The following is a 19,275-nucleotide window of genomic DNA, read 5'->3' on the forward strand; positions in this document are numbered from 1 at the left end:
CATGACCTTCGGCGTGCACCACGTCCAGCTGGCCATCGAGCCCGGCAGCGAGGACCGCTGCCGCGCGTTCTACGTCGGCGTGCTCGGGCTGACCGAGATCCCCAAGCCGCCGGAGCTGGCCGCTCGCGGCGGGCTGTGGGTGCGGGACGGTGGGCTGGAACTCCACCTCGGCGTCGAGGCGGACTTCCGGCCCGCCCGCAAGGCCCACCCGGGGATCCTCACCGACGACCTCGACGGACTGGCGGCCCGCCTCGCGGCGCACGGCAGCCCGGTCGAATGGGACGACGGCTTTCCGGGCCATCGCCGGTTCTACACAAGCGACTGCCTCGGCAACCGCCTGGAGTTCCTGACGCCGGTCCCGCCCGCCGCTTGACCCCAAAGCGGTGGTGCGGCTAGAGATCCGGCGAGCGGAACGCGTCCAGCACGCGGCGCTCCCTTTTGGTCGGTCGGCCCGCGCCGCGGTCGCGGCGGGCGACCGGGATCACGGACTCCGGGGTCGGCTTCGGCGTCCGGTCCAGGAAGCACGTCGCCGCGTCCGGGGCGCCCACGCGTTTCTGGATCACCCGTACCACGTCGAGGATCCTGGTCGTGCCGCCGACGCGGACGCGGACCTCGTCGCCCGGGACGACGGTCGTCGCGGGCTTCGCCGGCTTGTCGTTGACGCGCACGTGGCCGCCCCGGCACGCCGCCGCGGCGTCCGGGCGGGTCTTCATCAGCCGGACCGCCCACAGCCAGCGGTCCACACGGGTCGACTCCACAGTCGTCCATCATGGCCCATTCGCGCCAATGCTGCGCCGTGCCTGGAGGTTACTCGCGGGTATATGTCGACTTGTCTGTACCAGTGAGCTATAACGTGTTCTAAATACCTCAACGGTGAGGAAAAGCATATGAGCGACGAAGCCATGGGGAGAACAAACTCTGGCGGTCTTTCCCGACGTCTCTTCATTGCAGGAACAGGTTCTATCTTGGCCGGGGCCGCGCTCGCCGGCCGCGCCGCCGGTGCGACGCCGAGAGCGGCCGGCCCCATCCCTGACGGGGCCCGGGTGCCGGCCCTGGTGATCGGCTCCGGCTACGGCGGCCAGGTCACCGCCCTGCGGCTCGCGCAGACCGGCGTCGACGTCCAGCTGGTCGAAATGGGCATGGCCTGGGACACGCCCGGCTCCGACGGCAAGATCTTCGCCAACACGACCACGCCCGACCAGCGCTCGTTCTGGTTGCGCACCCGGACGAAGCAGCCGCTGTCCAACTTCCTCGGGTTCCCGATCGACAAGGACATCCCGAAGTACACCGGCATCCTCGACGCCGAGGAGTTCAGCGGCATCACCGTGTACCAGGGCCGCGGCGTCGGCGGCGGCTCGCTCGTCAACGGCGGCATGGCCGTGACGCCGAAGCGGGAGAACTTCGGCGCGATCCTCCCGACGGTCAGCGCCGACGAGATGTACAACACCTACTACCCGCGCGCCAACGCCGGTCTCGGCGTCGGGCTCATCGACCCGGCCTGGTTCGACACCGCCGAGTGCTACCAGTACGCCCGGGTCGGGCGGAAGCAGGCGCAGCGGTCCGGGTTCCCGTACGTCTTCGTGCCGGACGTGTACGACTGGAACTACATGAAGCAGGAGCAGGCCAACACCGTGCCGCGCTCCGCGCTGGCCGGGGAAATCCTGTACGGCAACAACTACGGCAAGAAGTCGCTGCAGAAGACCTACCTGCCGCAGATCCAGGCGACCGGCCGCGTCACCATCTCGCCACTGCACCGGGTGGCGACGGTGACGCCGGCGTCCGGCGGCGGCTACACCGTCACGATCGAGCAGCTCAACACCACGGGTGACGTGTCGGCGACCAAGGTCGTGACCGCGGCCAAGGTCTTCTTCGCCGCGGGCAGCGTCGGCACGAGCAAGCTGCTGGTGAAGCTCAAGGCCACCGGCGCGCTGCCGAACCTCAACGGCGAGGTCGGCAAGAACTGGGGCGACAACGGGAACGTGATGGTCGGGCGGGCCAACCAGATCTGGGACCCGACCGGCAGCCTCCAGTCGTCCATCCCGTGCGGCGGCATCGACAACTGGGCGGCCGGCGGCGCGTTCGCGGAGGTCGCGCCGCTGCCGACCGGGATCGAGACGTGGGCGTCGTTCTACCTGTCCATCACGAAGAACCCGAACCGCGCGCAGTTCAGCTGGAACCCGGCGACGCAGAAGGTCGACCTGAACTGGCAGACCGCGTGGAAGCAGCCCGGGATCGACATGGCCAAGACCATCTTCGACAAGATCAACGCGAAGGAGGGCACGATCTACCGGTCCGACCTCTTCGGCTTCTACAAGATCTGGGGCGACCATCTCACCTACCACCCGCTCGGCGGCGCGGTGCTCGACAAGGCGACCGACAACTACGGCAGGCTCGCCGGATACCAGGGCCTGTACGCGATCGACGGTTCCCTGATCCCCGGCAACACGAGCGTCAACCCGTTCGTCACCATCACCGCACTGGCCGAACGGAACATCGAGAAGATCATCGCCACGGACTTCTAGGGTCTGCCGCGGCTCGTCGTGAGTGTTTAGGGCGGTTAGAACCGCCCTAAACACTCACGAGCGGTGGGACGGGAGGACGCAGGCGACGTCGAGACCCAGGACGTGGTTGAGCCGCCCGAAGGCCAGCCACGAACCGAGGCTCATGCTCAGCTCGACGACCTCCTGCTGCGTGTAGTGCTCGGCCATCCGCTTCCAGAACTCGTCGTCGATGCTGTGGTGGTCGAGCGCGTACCGCTCGGCGTACTCGGCCGCCAGGCGCGTCCGCTCGTCGAACAGATCCGTGGTGCGCCACTCCGAGACGGCGTCGGCGAACTCCTCTTCGACCTTGACGCCGTCGCGTTCGGTGCGCCAGTCCAGGCAGAAGACGCAGCCGTTGATCTGCGCGATCCGCAGCCGCGCGGCCTCGAACTCCCGCAGCCCCAACGTGGTGTGCGAATAGACCGCCAGTGAGAACTTCGAGGCGGCCACCCCGATACCGGGCACCATTTCACCCCACACGTACCCGATCGGGTCCTTGCCCTCGGGGATGTCGATGTTCACGAGCGCCTCCTTCCGAGCTTGCCGGCTGCCGGGCGCAGCGGGACGTCGAGTGCGTCGTAGAGGCCGGGTTTCGCGTCGGCCAGCCAGTCGATCGCGCCGACGAGGCGGCCGACCGCGGTGGCGTTGCCGCCCGCGGACCGGTTTTCGCCTTCGTCGCTCGCTTCGACGCTGACCTCGATGCGCGGCCGGCCTTCGATGATCACGCGGTGGGCGCCGTCGCCACTGGGCGGCGTCGGCCAGTCCGGCGCGCACGCCGGGTGGATGCGGGTGACGTGCTCGATGACGATCCGCGGCTCGCCGTCGACGATGCCCTGGACCTCGAACCGCACCGCGCCCTGGGTGCCCTTCTCGAACTCGCCCATGGTCCGCGTGGTCACGGTCTCCTCGAGCGGACGCCGGTCCAGGGTCTCGCGCAGCTCGTCCACCTCGACGCCGAGGCCGCGCGCGATCAGCCGGACCTGCCCGCCCCACACCATCGACGGCACGCCGGTCATCAGCATCGGCGGGTCGTAGTCCATCGGCTGGCCCATGCCGACCAGGTACCGCACGGAGTCGGGCTGCTCGTAGGTCGAGTAGTCGAAGATCTCCTGGCAGCGGATGACGTCGACGTCCGTGCCGAGCCCGCTGATCAGCAGCGGCAGCACGTCGTTGCCCCAGCCGGGGTCGACGCCGGAGACGAACAGCGAGCCGCCGCCGTCGGTGATCGCCGCCAGGACCGGGTCCCGCAGCTCCGGGGGCGCGTTGCGCTGGTCGTAGAGCGGGTAGAGGGCCGGTGTCACGACGATCGCGCCCGCCCGGATCGCGCGCACGATGTCGGCCAGCGCGTCGTCGAAGCGGATGTCGCCGGAAGCGGCGTAGACGATCGCGCGCGGACTCGCGCCCAGCACCGCCTCGACGTCGTCGGTCGCGGTGACACCCAGGTCGCCGACGCCGGCGAGCGCGCCCGCGTCCTTGCCGACCTTGTCCGGGTTGTGCACCAGCACCGCGGTCAGCTTCAACGCGGGATGGGCCTCGACGGCCCGGATTGCGGCCCGGCCGACGTTGCCCGTGCCCCACACCACTGTGGCGATCATTCGCCGAGTTTTCGCCGGTCCGACCGGCTCGAGGAAGGGAATCGTTCCGGTGAGCGGACCGCGCGGACGCGGGTAGCATCCAGTGCGTCCGAACGTCGTATCGGAAGGCGCACCATGACGATCGACCCGAAGCCCCGCAGCCGCACGGTGACCGACGGGATCGAGGCCGCGCCCGCACGGGGCATGCTCCGGGCCGTCGGGACGGGCGACGACGACTGGCGCAAGCCGATCATCGGCGTCGCCAGCTCGTGGAACGAGATCACGCCGTGCAACCTGTCGCTGGACCGGCTGGCGCAGGCGTCGAAGGAGGGTGTGCACGCGGCCGGCGGCTACCCGCTGCAGTTCGGCACGATCTCCGTCTCCGACGGCATTTCGATGGGCCACGACGGGATGCACTTCTCGCTGGTTTCTCGCGAGGTCATCGCGGACTCGGTCGAGACGGTGATGCAGGCCGAACGCCTCGACGGCTCGATCCTCCTCGCCGGCTGCGACAAGTCGCTGCCCGGGATGCTGATGGCCGCCGCACGGCTCGACCTCGCGTCGGTCTTCCTCTACGCCGGTTCGATCGCCCCCGGCTGGGTGAAGCTCACCGACGGCACCGAGAAGGATGTCACGCTGATCGACGCCTTCGAAGCGGTCGGCGCGTGCCGGGCGGGCCGGCTCAAGACCGCCGACCTGGACCGCATCGAACGTGCCATCTGCCCCGGTGAGGGCGCCTGCGGCGGGATGTACACCGCCAACACGATGGCGTCGGCGGCCGAGGCGATGGGGATGAGCATGCCGGGATCGGCCGCGCCGCCGTCCGCGGACCGCCGGCGCGACAACTACGCGCACCTGTCCGGGGAAGCCGTGGTCGGGCTGCTCGAAAAGGGCATCACCGCACGCGACATCCTCACGCGGGAGGCGTTCGAGAACGCCATCACCGTCGTCATGGCGCTCGGTGGTTCGACCAACGCCGTGCTGCACCTGCTGGCCATCGCGCACGAGGCGAAGGTCGCGCTCGACCTCGACGACTTCAACCGCGTCGGCGACCGCGTCCCGCACCTGGGCGACCTGAAGCCGTTCGGCAAGTACGTCATGAACGACATCGACCGCCACGGCGGCATCCCGGTGCTGATGAAGGCCCTGCTCGACGAGGGCCTGATCCACGGCGACGCGCTCACCGTCACCGGCAAGACCGTGGCCGAAAACCTGGCCGAGCTGGACCCCGAGCCGATCGACGGCGAGGTCCTGCGCAAGCTGGACAACCCATTGCATCCGACCGGCGGCATCACCATCCTGCGCGGCTCGCTCGCGCCCGAAGGCGCTGTCGTGAAGTCCGCAGGCTTCGACACGGCCGGCTTCGAAGGCCCGGCGCGCGTGTTCGAGCGCGAGCAGGAGGCGATGGCCGCGCTGAACGAGGGGCACATCGAGGCCGGGGACGTCGTGGTCATCCGCTACGAAGGCCCCAAGGGCGGGCCGGGGATGCGCGAGATGCTGGCCATCACCGCGGCGATCAAGGGCGCCGGGCTCGGCAAGGACGTCCTGCTGCTGACCGACGGCCGGTTCTCCGGCGGCACCACCGGCCTGTGCATCGGGCACGTCGCGCCCGAAGCCGTCGACGGGGGGCCGATCGCCTTCGTCCGCACCGGCGACCGGATCGCCGTCGACATCAAGGCCCGCAGCATCGACCTGCTGGTCGACGCGGCCGAGCTGGCCCGCCGTCGCGAGGGCTGGGAGCCGCTGCCCAACAAGTTCCCGGAAGGGGTGCTCGGCAAGTACGCGAAGCTGGTCCGGTCGTCGTCCTACGGCGCCGTCACGACCTGAGCGAGGGCGCGCTTGTCGACCTTGCCGACTTCGGTGAGCGGCAGCGCGTCGGCGAAGGACACGCTCGCCGGGACGTAGTGCTCCTGGCCGAAGGCTTCACGCGCGTGGGCCTGCAGTTCTGCGACGGTGATCGGGTGCCTCGCGACGACCACGGCGTGCAGCACCTGGCCGTCCACGGTGTGCTTCCCGAAGACGGCCGCCGCGCGGACGGCCGGGTGCGTCGCGAGGGCGTGTTCGACGACGGTCGAGGGCACCTTCGTGCCGTGCTCGCCGACCACGACGACGTCGTCCACGCGGTCGAGCAGGTAGAGGTAGCCCTCGTCGTCGAAGCGGCCGAGGTCGCCGGTGCGCAGCCAGCCGGCGCCGACCTCCGGGCCGCCGAGGTAACCGTCCATCATGGACAGTCCGCGCACCTCGACCTCGCCGTCGGCGAGCCGCGCCTCCATCCCGGGCACGATCCGGCCGACCGAGCCGAGCCGCTCAGGGTGCCCGACCAGCTCGGCGGCGGAGATGCTCGCGATCATCGGGGCCTCGGTGAGGCCGTAGCCCTGGCCGACGACCGGGCCGAAGACGTCGAGCGCCTGCGCGAGCCGGTGCGGCGGCAGTGGCGCGGCGCCGAGGGAGAGCGAGCGGACGCTGCTGACGTCGGTTTCGCCGAGGGCCGGGTGGTCCAGGACCGCGGCGAGGCGCGGTGGCGTCAGGGAGAGCGTGTCGATCCGGTGCTGCTGGATGGCGGCGAGGACGGCGCCCGCGTCGAAGCCGTCCTGGAGCACGAGCGTGTCGCGGCGCAGGAGCGCGCCGAGCACGGTGGCGTGGCCGGTCATGTGCGTCATCGGCGCGACGAGCAGCGTGCGGCCGGGGCCGTCCGGCGACGGCGCGAAGATGTAGGCCATGCCGTCGTAGATGCCGCTGTGCCGGATGAGCTTCGGGGTGCCGGTGGTGCCGCCGGTGGGGAAGAGGACGCGGACGGCGCCGGGCAGGTGCAGCTCCCGGGGTTCGCCGTCGAGGTCGTCGAGGGTGCGGACGTCGTCGCCGGGCCAGTCGTGCGGCCGGTCGGTGACGACGGTGGTGACCCCGGCCGCGGTGGCCGCGGCGAGCCGGTCCTGACGCGGCGCCGAGGCGGCGACCAGCAGCACGGTCGCGCCGCGCAGGAGCGCCGCGAGCTGCACGAGCAGGGTCTCCGGCCGGTTCCGGACGTCGATGGCGACGACGTCCACCTCACCCAGGCCGCCGTGCACCCGGCGCAGGCGGTCCCGGGCCTGGTGGTAGGTCGTGACGCCGTCCTGGTGGAACAGGACGCGGTCGCCGCCGTCGTCGAGAGCGGCCAGGACGGTCGTCAGGAAGAAGCTCACCCGGCGACGGTACTGCTCAGTCCTGGTAGGAGAGCTTTTCGAGTTCGGTGTCGAAGTCGAACCAGTCGCTCTCGCTGCCGGCCGGGATGACCTCGTACGTCGTGTCCAGGAAGGCGGCGAGCTCCTTCGCGGGCGCCTCGAGCACGGCGGCGCCGTCCGGGGAGGTCAGCTCGACGATCACCAGCTCCGGGTTGCCGGCGGGGCCGATGCGCACGTCACCGTCGCCGCAGCGGGCGAGCAGGCCGTCGGCGAGCAGGTCGCGCCCGAACAGCCAACGGACGGCGTTCGCACCCGCGTGGAGCACGACGGCGACCGCGTACGGGTCGCGGGTGTCGTACTCGAGCTCGGCCGGCACCGGCTTCGGCTCCGCCCCGAAGGTGCGGAGGGCGAAGTCGACGCTGGTGCTGGTCAGGCTGTGCGGCTCGGCCATGGGGTGGCCCCTCACGTCTCGTCGGTTCTGTCGATCTTGCTCTGGAGATAACCCATAGTGAGGTCAATGCCTTCTCAACGCGAAAGCGTTTCACTCCATAGGGGGACCGAGAAGTGCTAAAGGTCACCGTGAGCGCGGAAAAACGGGCAACGCGCAGCCTCGAACGTGAAGGATTCGTCGCGACTTTCACAAAGCGGCCGGACCGGACCCAGTCCGCGACACCAAGCGTTCGGAGCCGCTGACCGGACGGATGGGTCCGGTTGCCGAACTTGCCCCGTCCGGGTGGGACACGCCACCTCATCGCCGCACAGACCAGTCCGCCGCGCCCGCCGGTCGCGAATCCCTCGCAGATGCCGGAGGGCGTCGTGGGTGACGTGGAGGTTGCCGGGGATGGGTGAGCGTGGGCGGCTGCGGCTGCATACGGACGAGGCTCCGGTGACCGTGGCCAGTGCCGAGGAGCTGCTGCAGCGGGTCGGGGCCGGGGACGAGAGCGCTTTTTCGGCGCTCTACGACCTCATCGCCGGTCCGGTGCTGGGTCTGGCGATGCGCGTGCTGCGCAACCACGCCCAGGCCGAGGAAGTGGCTCAGGAGGTACTGGTGGAGGTGTGGCGCAAGGCCACGAGGTTCGCCCCGGAGCGCGGCAGCGCGCTGTCGTGGGTGCTGATGATCGCCCACCGCCGGGCCGTCGACCGCGTGCGCTCCCACCAGGCCGTGCTCGACCGCGAGGACAAGGTCGGCCGGATGGACGTGCAGCGGCCGTTCGACGAGGTCACCGAGTCCACCATGGCCAGCCTGGACCAGGAGCGGGTGCGCCAGTGCCTGTCCGCGCTGACCGACCTGCAGCGCGAGTCCATCGTGCTGGCCTACTACAACGGCTACACCTACCCGGAAGTGGCCGAGGTGCTGAAGGTGGCACCCGGCACCGTCAAGACCCGGATCCGGGACGGGCTCATCCGGCTGCGCGACTGCTTGGGGGTGGAACGATGACTGCCGAACTGCACACACTGACCGGCGCTTACGCGCTCGACGCGGTGTCCGATGCGGAGCGTGCCGAGTTCGAACGGCACCTCGGGGAGTGCGCCGCCTGCCGCCAAGAGGTCGAAGAGCTGCGGGCGACCGGCTCGCGGCTCGCCGTCGCCGTGGCGGTCGACCCGCCGGCGGAGCTGCGGGCCCGCGTGCTGGCCGAGGTGGCCCGGACCCGGCAGGTGCCGCCCAAGGTGACCGCCATCGGCGCCGCGTCCGGCCGGGCGCGGACCTGGCAGGTGCGCGTCGCGCTGCTCGGCGCCGCCGCCGCGGCCGTCGTGGCGGTCGCGTTCGGCGTGCACACCGCCTCCAGCGACCGGCAGCTCGACACCGCCCAGCAGGAACAGGCGTCGCTCAACTCGGTGCTGACCGCGCCGGACGCCTCGACGCTCAAGGGCTCCGGCCAGAGCGGCGCCACGCTCGTGGTGTCGCGCGGCCAGGGCAAGGCCGTCCTGCTCGCCTCCGGGTTCCCGGCGCTCGACGCGGGCCACGCCTACCAGGTGTGGTTCACCGGCGCCGACGGCACGCGGTCGGCGGGGTTGATGCAACCCGAGTCGCCGCACCAGATGCGCCCGATGCTCGCCGCGATCCCGCCGGGCACCGACCACATCGGGATCACCGTCGAGCCCGCGGGCGGTTCCGCGGGTCCGACGACCGCGCCGGTCAGCACGATTTCCCTTTCTTGACCGGTTTCGCCGAAACGCCGGCAGGGTGACACGGTTTCGTTTTCACCGCATAGTGAGCCGTGTCACCCGATCGGACCCAATCCGTTTTTACCGCAGCCCCGAATGACCCACAACAAACAGTTCCGAGTGAACTGTCCAAGCCGCTTAATGGAGTGATTTTTCGTGCGTAACCTTCGTATTGCCGGTATCGGTCTGACGGCGGCCGCCGCGCTCACCCTGACCGCGTGCAGCGGCAGCGACACCGCGTCGTCGAGCAGCTCCAGCGCCCCGGCCCCGTCGTCCTCGATGGCCGCCCCGTCCTCCAGCGCCGACGCCGGTGCTTCCGATGGCATGACGACCAACGCCGACGTCTTCGGCCCGGCCTGTTCGCAGCTGCCGCAGGGGTCCGCGCCGGGTTCGCTGGACTCGATGGGCCCGCAGCCCGTCGCCTCCGCCGCCTCGACCAACCCGCTGCTGACCAAGCTGGTCGCCGCGGTCAAGGCCACCAACCTGGTCGACACCCTCAACAGCGCCCCGGCCATCACCGTGTTCGCCCCGGCCGACCCGGCCTTCGCGGCGCTGGGTGACGCCAAGTTCAACGAACTGGCGGGCAAGCCGGCCGAGCTCTCGCCGATCCTGCAGTACCACGTCGTCGGCAAGCGCTACGACGCCAAGGGCCTCGCGTCCGCCGGCACCCTCGACTCGCTGAACGCCGCCGGTGGCCCGCTGAAGATCGAGGGCACCGGTGACAACATGACCGTCAACGGCGCGAAGATCCTCTGTGGCAACATCCCCACCAAGAACGCCACCGTCTTCGTGATCGACAAGGTGCTCACCCCGGGCACCAACAAGTAAGCATTTCCCCGGATCAGTCCACAGTGGCCTCATCGAGGCCACTGTGGACTTTCCGCGTCTCAGGGGTGCCGGCCGAGCTCCGGGCCGAGCTTCGTCGCGATGTCCGTGAGGATCTGGACGTAGTCCTCGTGCTCGAAGGTGAACGGCAGCGCAAAAGCGACCTCGTCGATTTCCCGGAACGCGGCGTGGGCGTGCAGCCGCTCGGCGATTTCCGCGGAAGTGCCGACGAAATCGGGGGAAAACAGCATTCGCGCCGGGCCCTGCGGGGTTTCCGTGCGCGGCAGCCGTTTCGCGGCGAACGCTTCGTATTTGGCGCGCTGTTCCGGCGTGGCGCTGTCGGTCGGGACGACGACGAGCCCCTGCGAGACCCGCGCGTTTTCGCCATCGGGGTGGGCGGCGCGGAAGGTCCGGATGTGGGACAGCTGGATGTCCGCGAAGTCGTCCGCCTCTTCGGCCTTGACGACGCTGCTGGTCAGGAAGTTCATCCGGTGCTTGCCGGCCCACTCGGCCGAGCGCAGGCTCGCGCCGCCGTACCAGAGGCGGTCGCCGAGCCCGGGCGCCTGCGGCTGGACGCGGTCGGAGAACACCTCGAAGCCCGCGGTGCCGCTGAACTCCGTGGCCGGCTCGCCGCGCACGAAGTCCAGCAGCCGCTGGACGCGCTCGTAGCCGAAGTCCTCGGCGTCCGCGGTGTCCGGGTAGAGGGCCGGCTTGACCTCGTCCCAGCGCATCGGCGGCCCGACGCTCAGGCCCGGGTTGAGCCGCCCGCCCGAGAGCAGGTCGACCGTGGCGAGGTCCTCGGCCAGCCGCAGCGGGTTCTCCCAGCCCAGCGGGATCACCGCGGTGCCGAGGTGGATCCGGCTGGTGCGCTGCGACGCCGCGGCCAGCACGGCGACCGGCGACGAGATGCCGTACTGCAGGTGGCGGTGCCGCACCCAGGCGCTGTCGAAGCCGAGCTGTTCCCCGAGCTCGATGATCTCGAGGGTCGATTCGTGGCCGCGGCGCGGGTCGGCCGCGTCGAACAGGCCGATGGTCAGGAAGCCGAGCTTCCGCAGGGGTCGCGACACCGGTGTTCCTCCACGATCCGGGACGGGATGACGCTCTCGATTCTGCCCCTCGGACGCCGTCGTCCCACCTGCTGAACGCCGGTCGTGAGTGTTTAGGAGGGTTAGAACCCTCCTAAACACTCACGACCCCCCAGCCGGGTGATCGTCGTGTGGTCCTTGGGGCTCAGGGCCAGGTCCGCGGCGGCCAGGTTCTCCCGCACGTGCGCGATCGACGTCGTGCCGGGGATCGGCAGGACGGCCGGGGAGCGGCCGAGCAGCCAGGCCAGCGCGACCTGGGAGACGGTCGCGCCGTGCCGCGCGGCGATGGGCTCGAGCACGCGGCGGACCGCGTCCGGCCCGGCGGTGTCCGTCGGTGCGCCCGGGACGGACAACGACACCGGCTGCCACGGGACGAAGACCGCGCCGGCCTCGGTGGCGGCGTCCAGCAGCGGCTGCTCGTGGCGGTCCGCGACGTTGTAGTGCGCGGTGACGGCGGCGACCTCGACGATGCCTTGCGCGGTGCGGAGCTGCTCGAGCGTCACGTTCGACAGGCCGACGTCGCCGATCACGCCCTCGTCCCGCAGCTCGGGGAGGGTGCCGACCTGCTCCTCGAACGACGCGTCCCGCGCCCAGCCGCTGTGCAGGTAGTAGAGGTCGAGCCGCTCGACGCCGAGGCGGCGCGCGCTCAGCTTCGCGGACTGGCGGAGGTACTGGCGGTGGCCGAGCGCGGCGATCGTCGAGATCTCCGGGCCGCTGCGGACGAACCCGCCCTTGGTCGCGATCCGCAGGTGCGCCGGGTACGGGTGGAGCGCGTCGCGGATCAGCTGTTCGTTCGTGTGCGGGCCGTAGACGTCGGCGGTGTCGATCAGCGTCACGCCGGCGTCGGCGACCTGGCGCAGCAGCTTGACGCCGCTTTCGCGGTCGGGATAGTCGCCCCAGTGGCCCGGCCCGGTGAGCCGCATCGCGCCGTAACCGATTCGTGGAGTGGTCATGACCCCACCGTCGGCCGGCCGCGGGCGGCGGGCCAGGGAGGGTGTTGCCTATGCACGCGCGTACCAGGCAGCCGGGCGCCGACCGGTGCGACACTGGAGGCGTGGATGGCACCGAACTGGGCGCATTCCTGCGGGCCCGCCGCGCCGCGCTCGACCCGCGCCGGGCGGGGCTGCCCGACGACGACCGGCCGCGACGGGTGCCCGGCCTGCGCCGGGAGGAGCTGGCGCAGCTCGCGCACGTGAGCACGGACTACGTGATCCGGCTGGAGCAGGGCCGCACCCGGCGCGTGTCCCGCACGATCCTGGACGCGCTCGCGGACGCCCTCCGGCTGGCCCCGGACGAGCGCGCGTACCTGTTCACGCTGGCCGACGTCGCGCCGCGCACCTCACCCCGGCCGTCCGCGGCGGATCGGGTCGCGGGCCCGTTGCGGCGGCTGCTCGACAGCATGCCCGACATCCCGGCGCTGGTGCTGAACCGCCGGCAGGACGTGCTGGCGTGGAACCGCGCGGCCGTCGCGCTGCTGATCGACTTCGGTGCGCTGGCGCCGGCCGAGCGCAACCTGATCCGGCTGACGTTCCTCGACGCCGGCTACCGCTCCCGCTACGCGGACTGGCCGCGGGCGGCGCGCGCGTGCGTCGAGGTGCTGCGCATGGAGGCCGGCCGGGACCCCGCCGACCCGGTGCTGGCGGCGCTGGTCGGTGAGCTGGTGCTGAAGGACGCGGAGTTCCGGTCGTGGTGGAGCAGCCACCAGGTGCGCGGGCCGCGGGAGCTGACCAAGACCTACGTGCACCCGGTGGCGGGCGCGGTCACGTTGGACGTCCAGCAGTTCTCGGTGGAGACGCACCCGGGTCAGCGGCTGGTGGCCTACACCGCCGAGCCCGGGTCCGGCTCGGAATCCGCGTTGCGGTTCCTGCTGCAGTGGGCCGCCGAGCCCGCGCCGCGCTGAGCGCGGGCCCGGCGGACCGATCAGCCGGCGTGCGGGCAGTTGCCCCGGTAGTCGGAGATCGTCGTGCTGGTGCCCGGGATCGGGCAGAGGAACTGCTCGTACCGGGTGTCGTCGTCGATGAACCGCTTGAGCCAGGACAGCGTGTACTTCGCGATCGTCGTGTTCGCCGAGTTCGGCGCGAAGTGGCTGGCACCACGCAGTTCCAGGTACGCCTTGTCCAAAGAGGACGGCAGGCTCGTGTAGAACGGGATCGAGTGCGACGCCACCGGGGCGACGGTGTCCGCCTGGGCCCCGACGACCAGCGTCGGCACCCGCACGGTCGACCAGCTCTTCGTCAGGTTCCAGCCGGTCAGCGGGATGGCCGCCTGCAGGGACGGCCGCGAGCGCGCTGCCTCCAGGGTGCCGCCGCCGCCCATCGAGTGCCCGACGACGCCGAGCCTGCTGCTGTCGATCCGCGACCGCACCGAGCTCTGCTGGGTCAGGTAGTCCAAAGAGGACAGCAGCTGCCTGCCCCGGCTGTCGGGCTGGTCGCTCGTGGTCAGCGTGTCGATGGTGAACACCACGAACCCCTGCGACGCGAGCCGCGGGCCCAGCCAGGAGATGCTCGACTGGGTGGCCGTGAAGCCGGGGGCGATCGAGATCGCGCCGAACGTGCCGGCGGTCGTGCTCGTCGGGTAGTAGATGGTGCCGCCGCCGAAGCCGGAGACGGCCAGCCGGGACACCGTGGTGGTGCTGGTCGCGAAGCTGCCGCGGCTGGCTTCGATGCTGGACGTGGTCGGTGCCGGACCCCGTTCGTAGGGGTTCGCGGCGGCCGGGGCCGGCGCGACGACACCGGTGGTCAGCGCCAGCGCGGCCGCTACGACACCGGCGGTCTTGCTGCGCCAGCCGAGGCGGCGGGTTTTCTCACCCGAGCCAGACGACGTCGGCGGGCTGGTGAGTACGGACATGGATCGCTCTCTTTCCCCGGGCAGGCGAAAGTGCGCCCGGATACGGACGGCGGATCGATGGAACCGTTGCACGGCAGGGGAACGCATGCCGCGTGCGAGGAGGCGGAGTGGGCCGCTCCCGTCGCCCCATGAAACACTTCGCTGAAATGTTCCACAACGGCCGAACGGGTGAGGAATTGTCCGGTTGCTGGTGAATGAGGACCAGACCTAGCGCTCCAAGGCGCCCTGGACGAGCAATGCCGTGTTGGCCGCTCCGGTCGCCGTGTTGGTGCTTCCGGTCACCGTATTGGCCGTTCGTGAACGTCCGGGCGCCCGCCAACGGCCGACAGGCTGCCCGGAGTGGCCAACACGGCGACCGGAGTGGCCAACATGGCGACCGGAGTGGCCAACACGGCGACCGGAGTGGCCAACACGCTGCCCGGAGTGGCCAACATGGCGACCGGAGTGGCCAACACGCTGCCGGGAGTGGCCAACATGGCGACCGGAGTGGCCAACACGGCGCCCGCCTAGCGTTCGAGGGCGCCCTGGACGAGCTTGTCGAGCAGCGTCGTCGCCACCGCCAGGTCGACCGCGCGCGCGGCCAGGACGTCGGAGTAGAGGAACGACTCGCCCAGGCGGACCACGGCGAACGCCAGGTCGGGCAGCGGGACCAGCGGGGTGAGCCCGGCGGCCTCGGCGTCGGCGCGGAACAGGTCGACGTGCGCGTCGACCAGGGCGGGCTGGACGCCGCCACGCGGGTCGGTCAGGACCCGCAGGGCGACCGTCGACTCGGTCGCGAACAGCTTGCGCATGCCCTCGTTGCCGGCGACCTCGCGGCGGTACTCCTCCATCACCCACAGGCAGCGCAGCCGCCCGTCCGGGCCGCGGACGTCGTCGCCGTACCGAGCGTGCCAGCGCTCCAGCGCCTGCTGCCAGGTGCGGTCGGACAGCAGCAGGAGCCCGGCGCCCATCAGGTCGTCGCGGTTGCCGACGCGGCGGAAGAACGTCGTGCGCGAGATCCCCAGCTCGGCGGCCATCCGGCCGAGGTCGAGACGGGTGCCGGCGAACAGCAGCCGGGCCGCGTGCCGGACGATGTCGTCGGTCGAGACAGTCACCGGGCGCAGCCTAGTACCCGCCCGGATCCCCCTGAGCGCAGGGAATTCCCCGCAGGTCGCCGACGGTTACGTTGAAGTGCGTGGCGCCCCGTGGTTACGGTGGTGGGAGTTCCCGATCAAGGAGTACGTCGTGCGCGTCGACATCTGGTCCGATCTCGTCTGCCCGTGGTGCTACCTCGGCAAGCGCCGGTTCGAGCAGGCCGTGGCCGAGCTCGGCGTGGACGTCGAGGTGGTGCACCACTCGTTCCAGCTCGACCCGTCGTTCCCGCGCGGGACGTCGCGGCCGACGCGCGAGCTCCTCTCGGAGAAGTACGGCCGGACGCTCGAAGAGGCCGACGAGATGGAGGCGCAGATGGAACAGCGCGCCGCGGCCGACGGGCTCGAGTACCACCTCGACGGTGTCCACATGGGAAACACCGTCGACGGGCACCGGCTGGTCCACCTGGCCGCCGACCGCGGCCTGGCCGATGAGGTCGTCGACCGCTTCTACCGCGCGCACTTCACCGAGCGGCGGTCGCTGTTCGACCGCGACTCGCTGGTCGAGCTGGCCGCCGAGGCGGGCCTGGACGCCGACGAGGCCCGCGCCGTGCTGGCGTCCGGCACCTACGAAGCCGAAGTCGAGGCGGACGGTGAGCAGGCGCGGGCCCTCGGGGCGACCGGTGTGCCGTTCTTCGTGATCGACAGCCGGTTCGGTGTCGCCGGCGCGCAGACACCCGAGGTGTTCACCCAGGTGCTGCGCCGGGCGCTGGAGCCCGCGGCGGGCTAGCGGCGGGTCAGCGGCGACGGCGGCTCCGGCTGAAGCGCGACCGGTCGGTGGCGACACCGGCCAGGTGCAGCGCGACGCACAGGAGCCCGGCGGTGGTCAGGGTGCTCGTGGTGATGACCGGGCCGAGGCTGAACCCGGCGAGCTCCATGATCAGGGCGATCCCGAACAGCACTGCGGCGACGATGGCGAGCATGACGTCCTCGTTTCCTTGGTGGACACCGCTGAATGGTCCACACCACTACGGCATTTGCGTTACCGGGCAACAAAATCGCCGTCCGGCTGGTGGCCAGTAGTTCCCCCTGGGACGCGGGGTGAAACCGGCTATTCCGGCGGCGGTGCCGTGCTGGCGCGGACGACCAGTTCGGTCGGGACGGTCACCGGCGCGCCCGCTTCGACGTCCGCCGCGATCTCGGCGAGCAGGGCCGCCACCGCGTGACGGCCGACCGCCTCGAACGACTGGCGGATCGTCGTGAGCGGCGGCCAGAAGTGGGCGGACTCGTCCATGTCGTCGAAGCCCACGACGCTCACCTCGCCCGGCACGCTCCGGCCGGCTTCGTGCAACGCGCGCAGCAGTCCGAGCGCCATCTGGTCGTTCGCCGCGAACACCGCCGTCACCGCCGGGTCCGTGGCGAGCCACCGTCCCGCGCGGTAGCCCGACTCCGGGGACCAGTCGCCGGTCAACGCCGGCGGCACCTCGCGCCCGGCACGCTCCAGGGTGGCCTGCCACGACTTCCGGCGCCGCTCGGCCGCGTACGACTGCGGCGGGCCCGCGATGTGCCACACCGTGCGGTGCCCGAGGTCGAGCAAGTGCCGGGTCGCGGTCGCCGCGCCGTCGGCCTGGTCGGTGTCGACGACCGGGTAGTCGTAGCGGGCGCTGGAGTCGATCACCACGACCGGGAGGCCGTGCGGCAGCTCGATCTCGCTCTGGTCGAGCTGGTGCTGCTCGATGAGGATGACGACGCCGTCGACGGCCTGCTCGTTCAGCTTGCTGAACGCGCCGGTGACCTCGCCCTGCGTCGGGCGCGTCACCGGCATCAGGATGATCGAGAAGCCCTCCGCGACGACCGCCGCCGCGATGGCGTCGAGCGTGCGGCTGTTCCCGAAGGTCGGCAGCGCCGAGATGATCACGCCGATGCTGCGGAACGTCCCGTTGCGCAGCGCGCGGGCCGCGCTGTTGGGCCGGTAGCCGATCCGGCGCATCGCGGCCAGGACGCGTTCGCGCGTGGCGTCGTCGACGTTCGTCCGGCCGTTCGCCACCCGCGAGACCGTCTGGCCCGAGACGCCGGCCTCGCGGGCCACGTCCGCCATCGACGGTCCACGGCGGGCGGGTGCAGCCGACACGGGTGACTCCTCGGGTGTCCTGGACATGTTTACGTCAACACGTTACCCTCCGGTCGTCCATGTTGACGTAAACATCAGTACGAACCGCCGGAGGGACGATGACGTCCACAGTGCCTTCTCTGGCTTCATTGGCCCGCCGACCACGGCGCCAGTGGCGTGGCTGGCTCTTCGTCGCCCCGTTCATGGTCGTGTTCGCGCTGACGTTCCTCGCGCCGATCGGCTACGCGTTCGGCCTCAGCCTCTTCCGCGACCAGGCCTTCTTCGGCGGGACGACGTTCGTCGGCGCCGCCAACTACGCCGAGGTGCTCGCCGACGCGAAGTTCTGGGCGTCCTTCCTGCGGGTGCTGCTGTTCCTCGCCGTCCAGGTGCCGGTGATGCTGCTGCTCGCGCTGGTCGCGGCGCTGGCGATCGACAGCGCCCGGCTGCACGCGGCCGGCTTCTTCCGGATCGTGATCTTCCTGCCCTACGCCGTGCCCGCGGTCGTCGCCGCGCTGATGTGGGGCTTCATCTACGGCGACCACTTCGGACTGGCCGCGGACCTGAACCACCTGCTCGGCCGCGACGTCGTGAAACCGTTGTCGGACCACTGGATGCTCGCCTCGATCGGCAACGTCGTCACCTGGGAGTTCGTGGGCTACAACATGCTCATCTTCTACTCCGCGCTGAAGGTGATCCCGAAGGAGCTGTTCGAGGCGGCGGCGATCGACGGCGCGGGCGCGTTCCGCACCATCGCGAGCATCAAGCTCCCGGCGCTGCGGGGCGCGATCGTGATCGCCACGATCTTCTCGATCATCGGCAGCTTCCAGCTGTTCAACGAGCCGAACATCATGCGAACGCTGGCGCCCAACGTGATCGGCACGTTCTACACGCCGAACATGTACGCCTACAACCTCTCCTTCGGCGGCCAGCAGTACAACTACTCCGCCACGGTCGCGATCGTGATGGGCGCGATCACCGCCGTCATCGCCTACGTCGTCCAGCTGCGCGGCGCCCGGAAGGGGATGTGATGACGGCGGTCTCGGTGACGCGGCCGCGCCGCTCGCGCGTGCTCACCACGGTCATGGCACTGTACCTGCTCTACACCCTCGTCCCGCTGGTGTGGCTGCTGATCAACGCGACCAAGACGCAGTCCGCGCTGTTCACCAGCTCGGGCCTGTCGTTCGGCGGCCCGTTCGCGCTGTTCGACAACATCGGCCAGACGTTCACCTACGACAACGGGATCTTCCTGCGCTGGCTGGGGAACACGCTGCTCTACGTCGGCGCCGGGGCCGGCGGCGCGACGATCCTCGCCACCGCGGCGGGGTACGGGATGGCCAAGTACCGCTTCCCCGGCCGCAAGGCGGTCTTCGCCGTCGTCCTCGGCGCGGTGGCCGTGCCCGGGACGGCGCTCGCCGTGCCGACGTTCCTGATGTTCAGCAAGCTCGGCCTGACGAACACCCCGCTGGCCATCATCATCCCGTCGCTGATCAGCCCGTTCGGGCTCTACCTGATCTGGGTGTACGCCACCGAAGCCATCCCCGACGAGCTGATGGAGGCGGCGCGGATCGACGGCGCCGGCGAGCTCCGGATCTTCTTCACCGTGACGCTGCGCCAGCTGGTCCCCGGCGTCGTGACCGTCGCGCTGTTCACCATGGTGTCCACCTGGAACAACTACTTCCTGCCCTTGATCATGCTCAGCGAACCGAAGTGGTACCCGCTGACCGTCGGGCTGAACCAGTGGAGCGCGCAGGCCTCCGGCGCCGGCGCGCAGCCGGTGTTCAACCTGGTGCTCACCGGCTCACTGCTCACGATCATCCCGCTCGTCGTCGCTTTCCTTCTCCTGCAACGCTTCTGGCAGTCCGGGCTCAGTGCGGGCAGCGTCAAGCAATAACCGTCACAC

The 19,275-nt window shown here is 70.7% G+C and carries 22 protein-coding genes; 11 read left to right on the plus strand and 11 right to left on the minus strand.

The features are described 5' to 3' along the window. The first annotated feature begins 1 nt into the window (after position 1). Positions 2-373 (plus strand): glyoxalase, encoded by a 372-nt coding sequence (locus tag ACLJQZ_RS44445; protein WP_410627335.1) that lies wholly within the window; start codon positions 2-4, stop codon positions 371-373. A gap of 19 nt (positions 374-392) precedes the next feature. On the opposite strand, the gene ACLJQZ_RS44450 is transcribed toward ACLJQZ_RS44445, so the two are convergent. After that, positions 393-758 (minus strand): RNA-binding S4 domain-containing protein, encoded by a 366-nt coding sequence (locus ACLJQZ_RS44450; RefSeq protein ID WP_256475414.1) that lies wholly within the window; start codon positions 756-758, stop codon positions 393-395. A 207-nt stretch (positions 759-965) separates the two neighbouring features. Here ACLJQZ_RS44450 and ACLJQZ_RS44455 point away from each other — a divergent pair, with 207 nt between their 5' ends. After that, positions 966-2,522 (plus strand): GMC oxidoreductase, encoded by a 1,557-nt coding sequence (locus ACLJQZ_RS44455; RefSeq protein ID WP_410627337.1) that lies wholly within the window; start codon positions 966-968, stop codon positions 2,520-2,522. Positions 2,523-2,576: 54 nt separating this feature from the next. Here the strand turns inward: ACLJQZ_RS44455 and ACLJQZ_RS44460 are convergent, their stop codons facing one another. Both ACLJQZ_RS44460 and ACLJQZ_RS44465 read right to left on the minus strand, forming a co-directional pair. Further along, entirely contained in the window at positions 2,577-3,062 is a 486-nt protein-coding gene (locus ACLJQZ_RS44460; RefSeq protein WP_326958590.1) for a carboxymuconolactone decarboxylase family protein, read from the minus strand. Beyond that, entirely contained in the window at positions 3,059-4,135 is a 1,077-nt protein-coding gene (locus ACLJQZ_RS44465) for a dihydrodipicolinate reductase (RefSeq protein ID WP_410627339.1), read from the minus strand. The genes ACLJQZ_RS44460 and ACLJQZ_RS44465 overlap by 4 nt, the downstream gene beginning before the upstream one ends. Positions 4,136-4,249: 114 nt before the next feature. Between ACLJQZ_RS44465 and ilvD the strand changes: the two genes are divergently transcribed. After that, a complete protein-coding gene (ilvD, locus tag ACLJQZ_RS44470; protein WP_410627340.1) occupies positions 4,250-5,941 on the plus strand; it encodes a dihydroxy-acid dehydratase in 1,692 nt (563 codons plus the stop codon). Here ilvD and ACLJQZ_RS44475 read toward each other — a convergent pair. Together ACLJQZ_RS44475 and ACLJQZ_RS44480 are read right to left on the minus strand one after the other, a co-directional pair. Then, positions 5,920-7,293, minus strand: a complete 1,374-nt coding sequence (locus ACLJQZ_RS44475) for a class I adenylate-forming enzyme family protein (RefSeq protein ID WP_410627341.1) — start codon at positions 7,291-7,293, stop codon at positions 5,920-5,922. The genes ilvD and ACLJQZ_RS44475 overlap by 22 nt on opposite strands. Before the next feature lie 16 nt (positions 7,294-7,309). Beyond that, positions 7,310-7,723 carry an SsgA family sporulation/cell division regulator gene (locus ACLJQZ_RS44480; protein ID WP_247056575.1) on the minus strand — a complete coding sequence of 138 codons (414 nt, stop codon included), beginning with the start codon at positions 7,721-7,723 and terminating at the stop codon, positions 7,310-7,312. Between the two features lie 390 nt (positions 7,724-8,113). Between ACLJQZ_RS44480 and sigK the strand changes: the two genes are divergently transcribed. The 3 genes from sigK (at position 8,114) to ACLJQZ_RS44495 (ending at position 10,266) form a co-directional block, all read left to right on the plus strand. Then, the gene (gene sigK / locus ACLJQZ_RS44485) at positions 8,114-8,710 is read left to right on the plus strand and encodes an ECF RNA polymerase sigma factor SigK (protein ID WP_247056573.1); all 597 of its coding nucleotides are present in this window, start codon (positions 8,114-8,116) and stop codon (positions 8,708-8,710) included. Further along, positions 8,707-9,432, plus strand: a complete 726-nt coding sequence (locus ACLJQZ_RS44490; protein WP_410627343.1) for an anti-sigma factor domain-containing protein — start codon at positions 8,707-8,709, stop codon at positions 9,430-9,432. The genes sigK and ACLJQZ_RS44490 overlap by 4 nt, the downstream gene beginning before the upstream one ends. Positions 9,433-9,594: 162 nt before the next feature. Then, positions 9,595-10,266 carry a fasciclin domain-containing protein gene (locus ACLJQZ_RS44495; RefSeq protein WP_410627345.1) on the plus strand — a complete coding sequence of 224 codons (672 nt, stop codon included), beginning with the start codon at positions 9,595-9,597 and terminating at the stop codon, positions 10,264-10,266. Between the two features lie 59 nt (positions 10,267-10,325). Here the strand turns inward: ACLJQZ_RS44495 and ACLJQZ_RS44500 are convergent, their stop codons facing one another. Next, on the minus strand, positions 10,326-11,330 hold the full coding sequence (locus ACLJQZ_RS44500; RefSeq protein ID WP_410627347.1) for an LLM class flavin-dependent oxidoreductase: 1,005 nt from the start codon (positions 11,328-11,330) through the stop codon (positions 10,326-10,328). A 101-nt stretch (positions 11,331-11,431) separates the two neighbouring features. After that, a complete protein-coding gene (locus ACLJQZ_RS44505) occupies positions 11,432-12,301 on the minus strand; it encodes an aldo/keto reductase (protein WP_410627349.1) in 870 nt (289 codons plus the stop codon). A gap of 101 nt (positions 12,302-12,402) precedes the next feature. Here ACLJQZ_RS44505 and ACLJQZ_RS44510 point away from each other — a divergent pair, with 101 nt between their 5' ends. After that, a complete protein-coding gene (locus ACLJQZ_RS44510; RefSeq protein WP_410627351.1) occupies positions 12,403-13,248 on the plus strand; it encodes a helix-turn-helix transcriptional regulator in 846 nt (281 codons plus the stop codon). 20 nt (positions 13,249-13,268) lie between these two features. On the opposite strand, the gene ACLJQZ_RS44515 is transcribed toward ACLJQZ_RS44510, so the two are convergent. Then, positions 13,269-14,195: an alpha/beta hydrolase family protein gene (locus ACLJQZ_RS44515; RefSeq protein WP_410627352.1), complete on the minus strand. Its 927-nt coding sequence runs from the start codon at positions 14,193-14,195 to the stop codon at positions 13,269-13,271. A gap of 339 nt (positions 14,196-14,534) precedes the next feature. On the opposite strand from ACLJQZ_RS44515, the gene ACLJQZ_RS44520 reads away from it, so the two are divergent. Next, the gene (locus ACLJQZ_RS44520; protein ID WP_410627354.1) at positions 14,535-14,705 is read left to right on the plus strand and encodes a hypothetical protein; all 171 of its coding nucleotides are present in this window, start codon (positions 14,535-14,537) and stop codon (positions 14,703-14,705) included. On the opposite strand, the gene ACLJQZ_RS44525 is transcribed toward ACLJQZ_RS44520, so the two are convergent. Further along, entirely contained in the window at positions 14,702-15,289 is a 588-nt protein-coding gene (locus ACLJQZ_RS44525; RefSeq protein WP_410627356.1) for a QsdR family transcriptional regulator, read from the minus strand. The genes ACLJQZ_RS44520 and ACLJQZ_RS44525 overlap by 4 nt on opposite strands. A gap of 142 nt (positions 15,290-15,431) precedes the next feature. On the opposite strand from ACLJQZ_RS44525, the gene ACLJQZ_RS44530 reads away from it, so the two are divergent. Continuing rightward, positions 15,432-16,055 carry a DsbA family oxidoreductase gene (locus tag ACLJQZ_RS44530; RefSeq protein ID WP_410627372.1) on the plus strand — a complete coding sequence of 208 codons (624 nt, stop codon included), beginning with the start codon at positions 15,432-15,434 and terminating at the stop codon, positions 16,053-16,055. Between the two features lie 7 nt (positions 16,056-16,062). Here the strand turns inward: ACLJQZ_RS44530 and ACLJQZ_RS44535 are convergent, their stop codons facing one another. Then, on the minus strand, positions 16,063-16,248 hold the full coding sequence (locus ACLJQZ_RS44535; protein WP_247056556.1) for a hypothetical protein: 186 nt from the start codon (positions 16,246-16,248) through the stop codon (positions 16,063-16,065). 128 nt (positions 16,249-16,376) lie between these two features. Then, a complete protein-coding gene (locus ACLJQZ_RS44540) occupies positions 16,377-17,363 on the minus strand; it encodes a LacI family DNA-binding transcriptional regulator (protein WP_326951631.1) in 987 nt (328 codons plus the stop codon). Between the two features lie 215 nt (positions 17,364-17,578). Here ACLJQZ_RS44540 and ACLJQZ_RS44545 point away from each other — a divergent pair, with 215 nt between their 5' ends. Then, on the plus strand, positions 17,579-18,403 hold the full coding sequence (locus ACLJQZ_RS44545; RefSeq protein ID WP_410627374.1) for a carbohydrate ABC transporter permease: 825 nt from the start codon (positions 17,579-17,581) through the stop codon (positions 18,401-18,403). Continuing rightward, positions 18,403-19,266 (plus strand): carbohydrate ABC transporter permease, encoded by an 864-nt coding sequence (locus ACLJQZ_RS44550; protein WP_410627358.1) that lies wholly within the window; start codon positions 18,403-18,405, stop codon positions 19,264-19,266. The genes ACLJQZ_RS44545 and ACLJQZ_RS44550 overlap by 1 nt, the downstream gene beginning before the upstream one ends. Positions 19,267-19,275: the final 9 nt, after the last annotated feature.

Origin of the sequence: Amycolatopsis sp. cmx-8-4 (assembly GCF_046548675.1) — a bacterium.
GTDB lineage: Bacteria > Actinomycetota > Actinomycetes > Mycobacteriales > Pseudonocardiaceae > Amycolatopsis.

Bases quoted from the DNA above. Each gene is read 5' to 3' on its own strand.
- ACLJQZ_RS44550 (WP_410627358.1), top strand. From the start codon at position 18,403: ATGACGGCGGTCTCGGTGACGCGGCCGCGCCGCTCGCGCGTGCTCACC.
- ACLJQZ_RS44515 (WP_410627352.1), bottom strand. From the start codon at position 14,195: ATGTCCGTACTCACCAGCCCGCCGACGTCGTCTGGCTCGGGTGAGAAA.
- ACLJQZ_RS44505 (WP_410627349.1), bottom strand. From the start codon at position 12,301: ATGACCACTCCACGAATCGGTTACGGCGCGATGCGGCTCACCGGGCCG.
- ilvD (WP_410627340.1), top strand. From the start codon at position 4,250: ATGACGATCGACCCGAAGCCCCGCAGCCGCACGGTGACCGACGGGATC.
- sigK (WP_247056573.1), top strand. From the start codon at position 8,114: ATGGGTGAGCGTGGGCGGCTGCGGCTGCATACGGACGAGGCTCCGGTG.
- ACLJQZ_RS44535 (WP_247056556.1), bottom strand. From the start codon at position 16,248: ATGCTCGCCATCGTCGCCGCAGTGCTGTTCGGGATCGCCCTGATCATG.
- ACLJQZ_RS44465 (WP_410627339.1), bottom strand. From the start codon at position 4,135: ATGATCGCCACAGTGGTGTGGGGCACGGGCAACGTCGGCCGGGCCGCA.
- ACLJQZ_RS44490 (WP_410627343.1), top strand. From the start codon at position 8,707: ATGACTGCCGAACTGCACACACTGACCGGCGCTTACGCGCTCGACGCG.
- ACLJQZ_RS44480 (WP_247056575.1), bottom strand. From the start codon at position 7,723: ATGGCCGAGCCGCACAGCCTGACCAGCACCAGCGTCGACTTCGCCCTC.
- ACLJQZ_RS44445 (WP_410627335.1), top strand. From the start codon at position 2: ATGACCTTCGGCGTGCACCACGTCCAGCTGGCCATCGAGCCCGGCAGC.
- ACLJQZ_RS44540 (WP_326951631.1), bottom strand. From the start codon at position 17,363: ATGGCGGACGTGGCCCGCGAGGCCGGCGTCTCGGGCCAGACGGTCTCG.
- ACLJQZ_RS44545 (WP_410627374.1), top strand. From the start codon at position 17,579: ATGGTCGTGTTCGCGCTGACGTTCCTCGCGCCGATCGGCTACGCGTTC.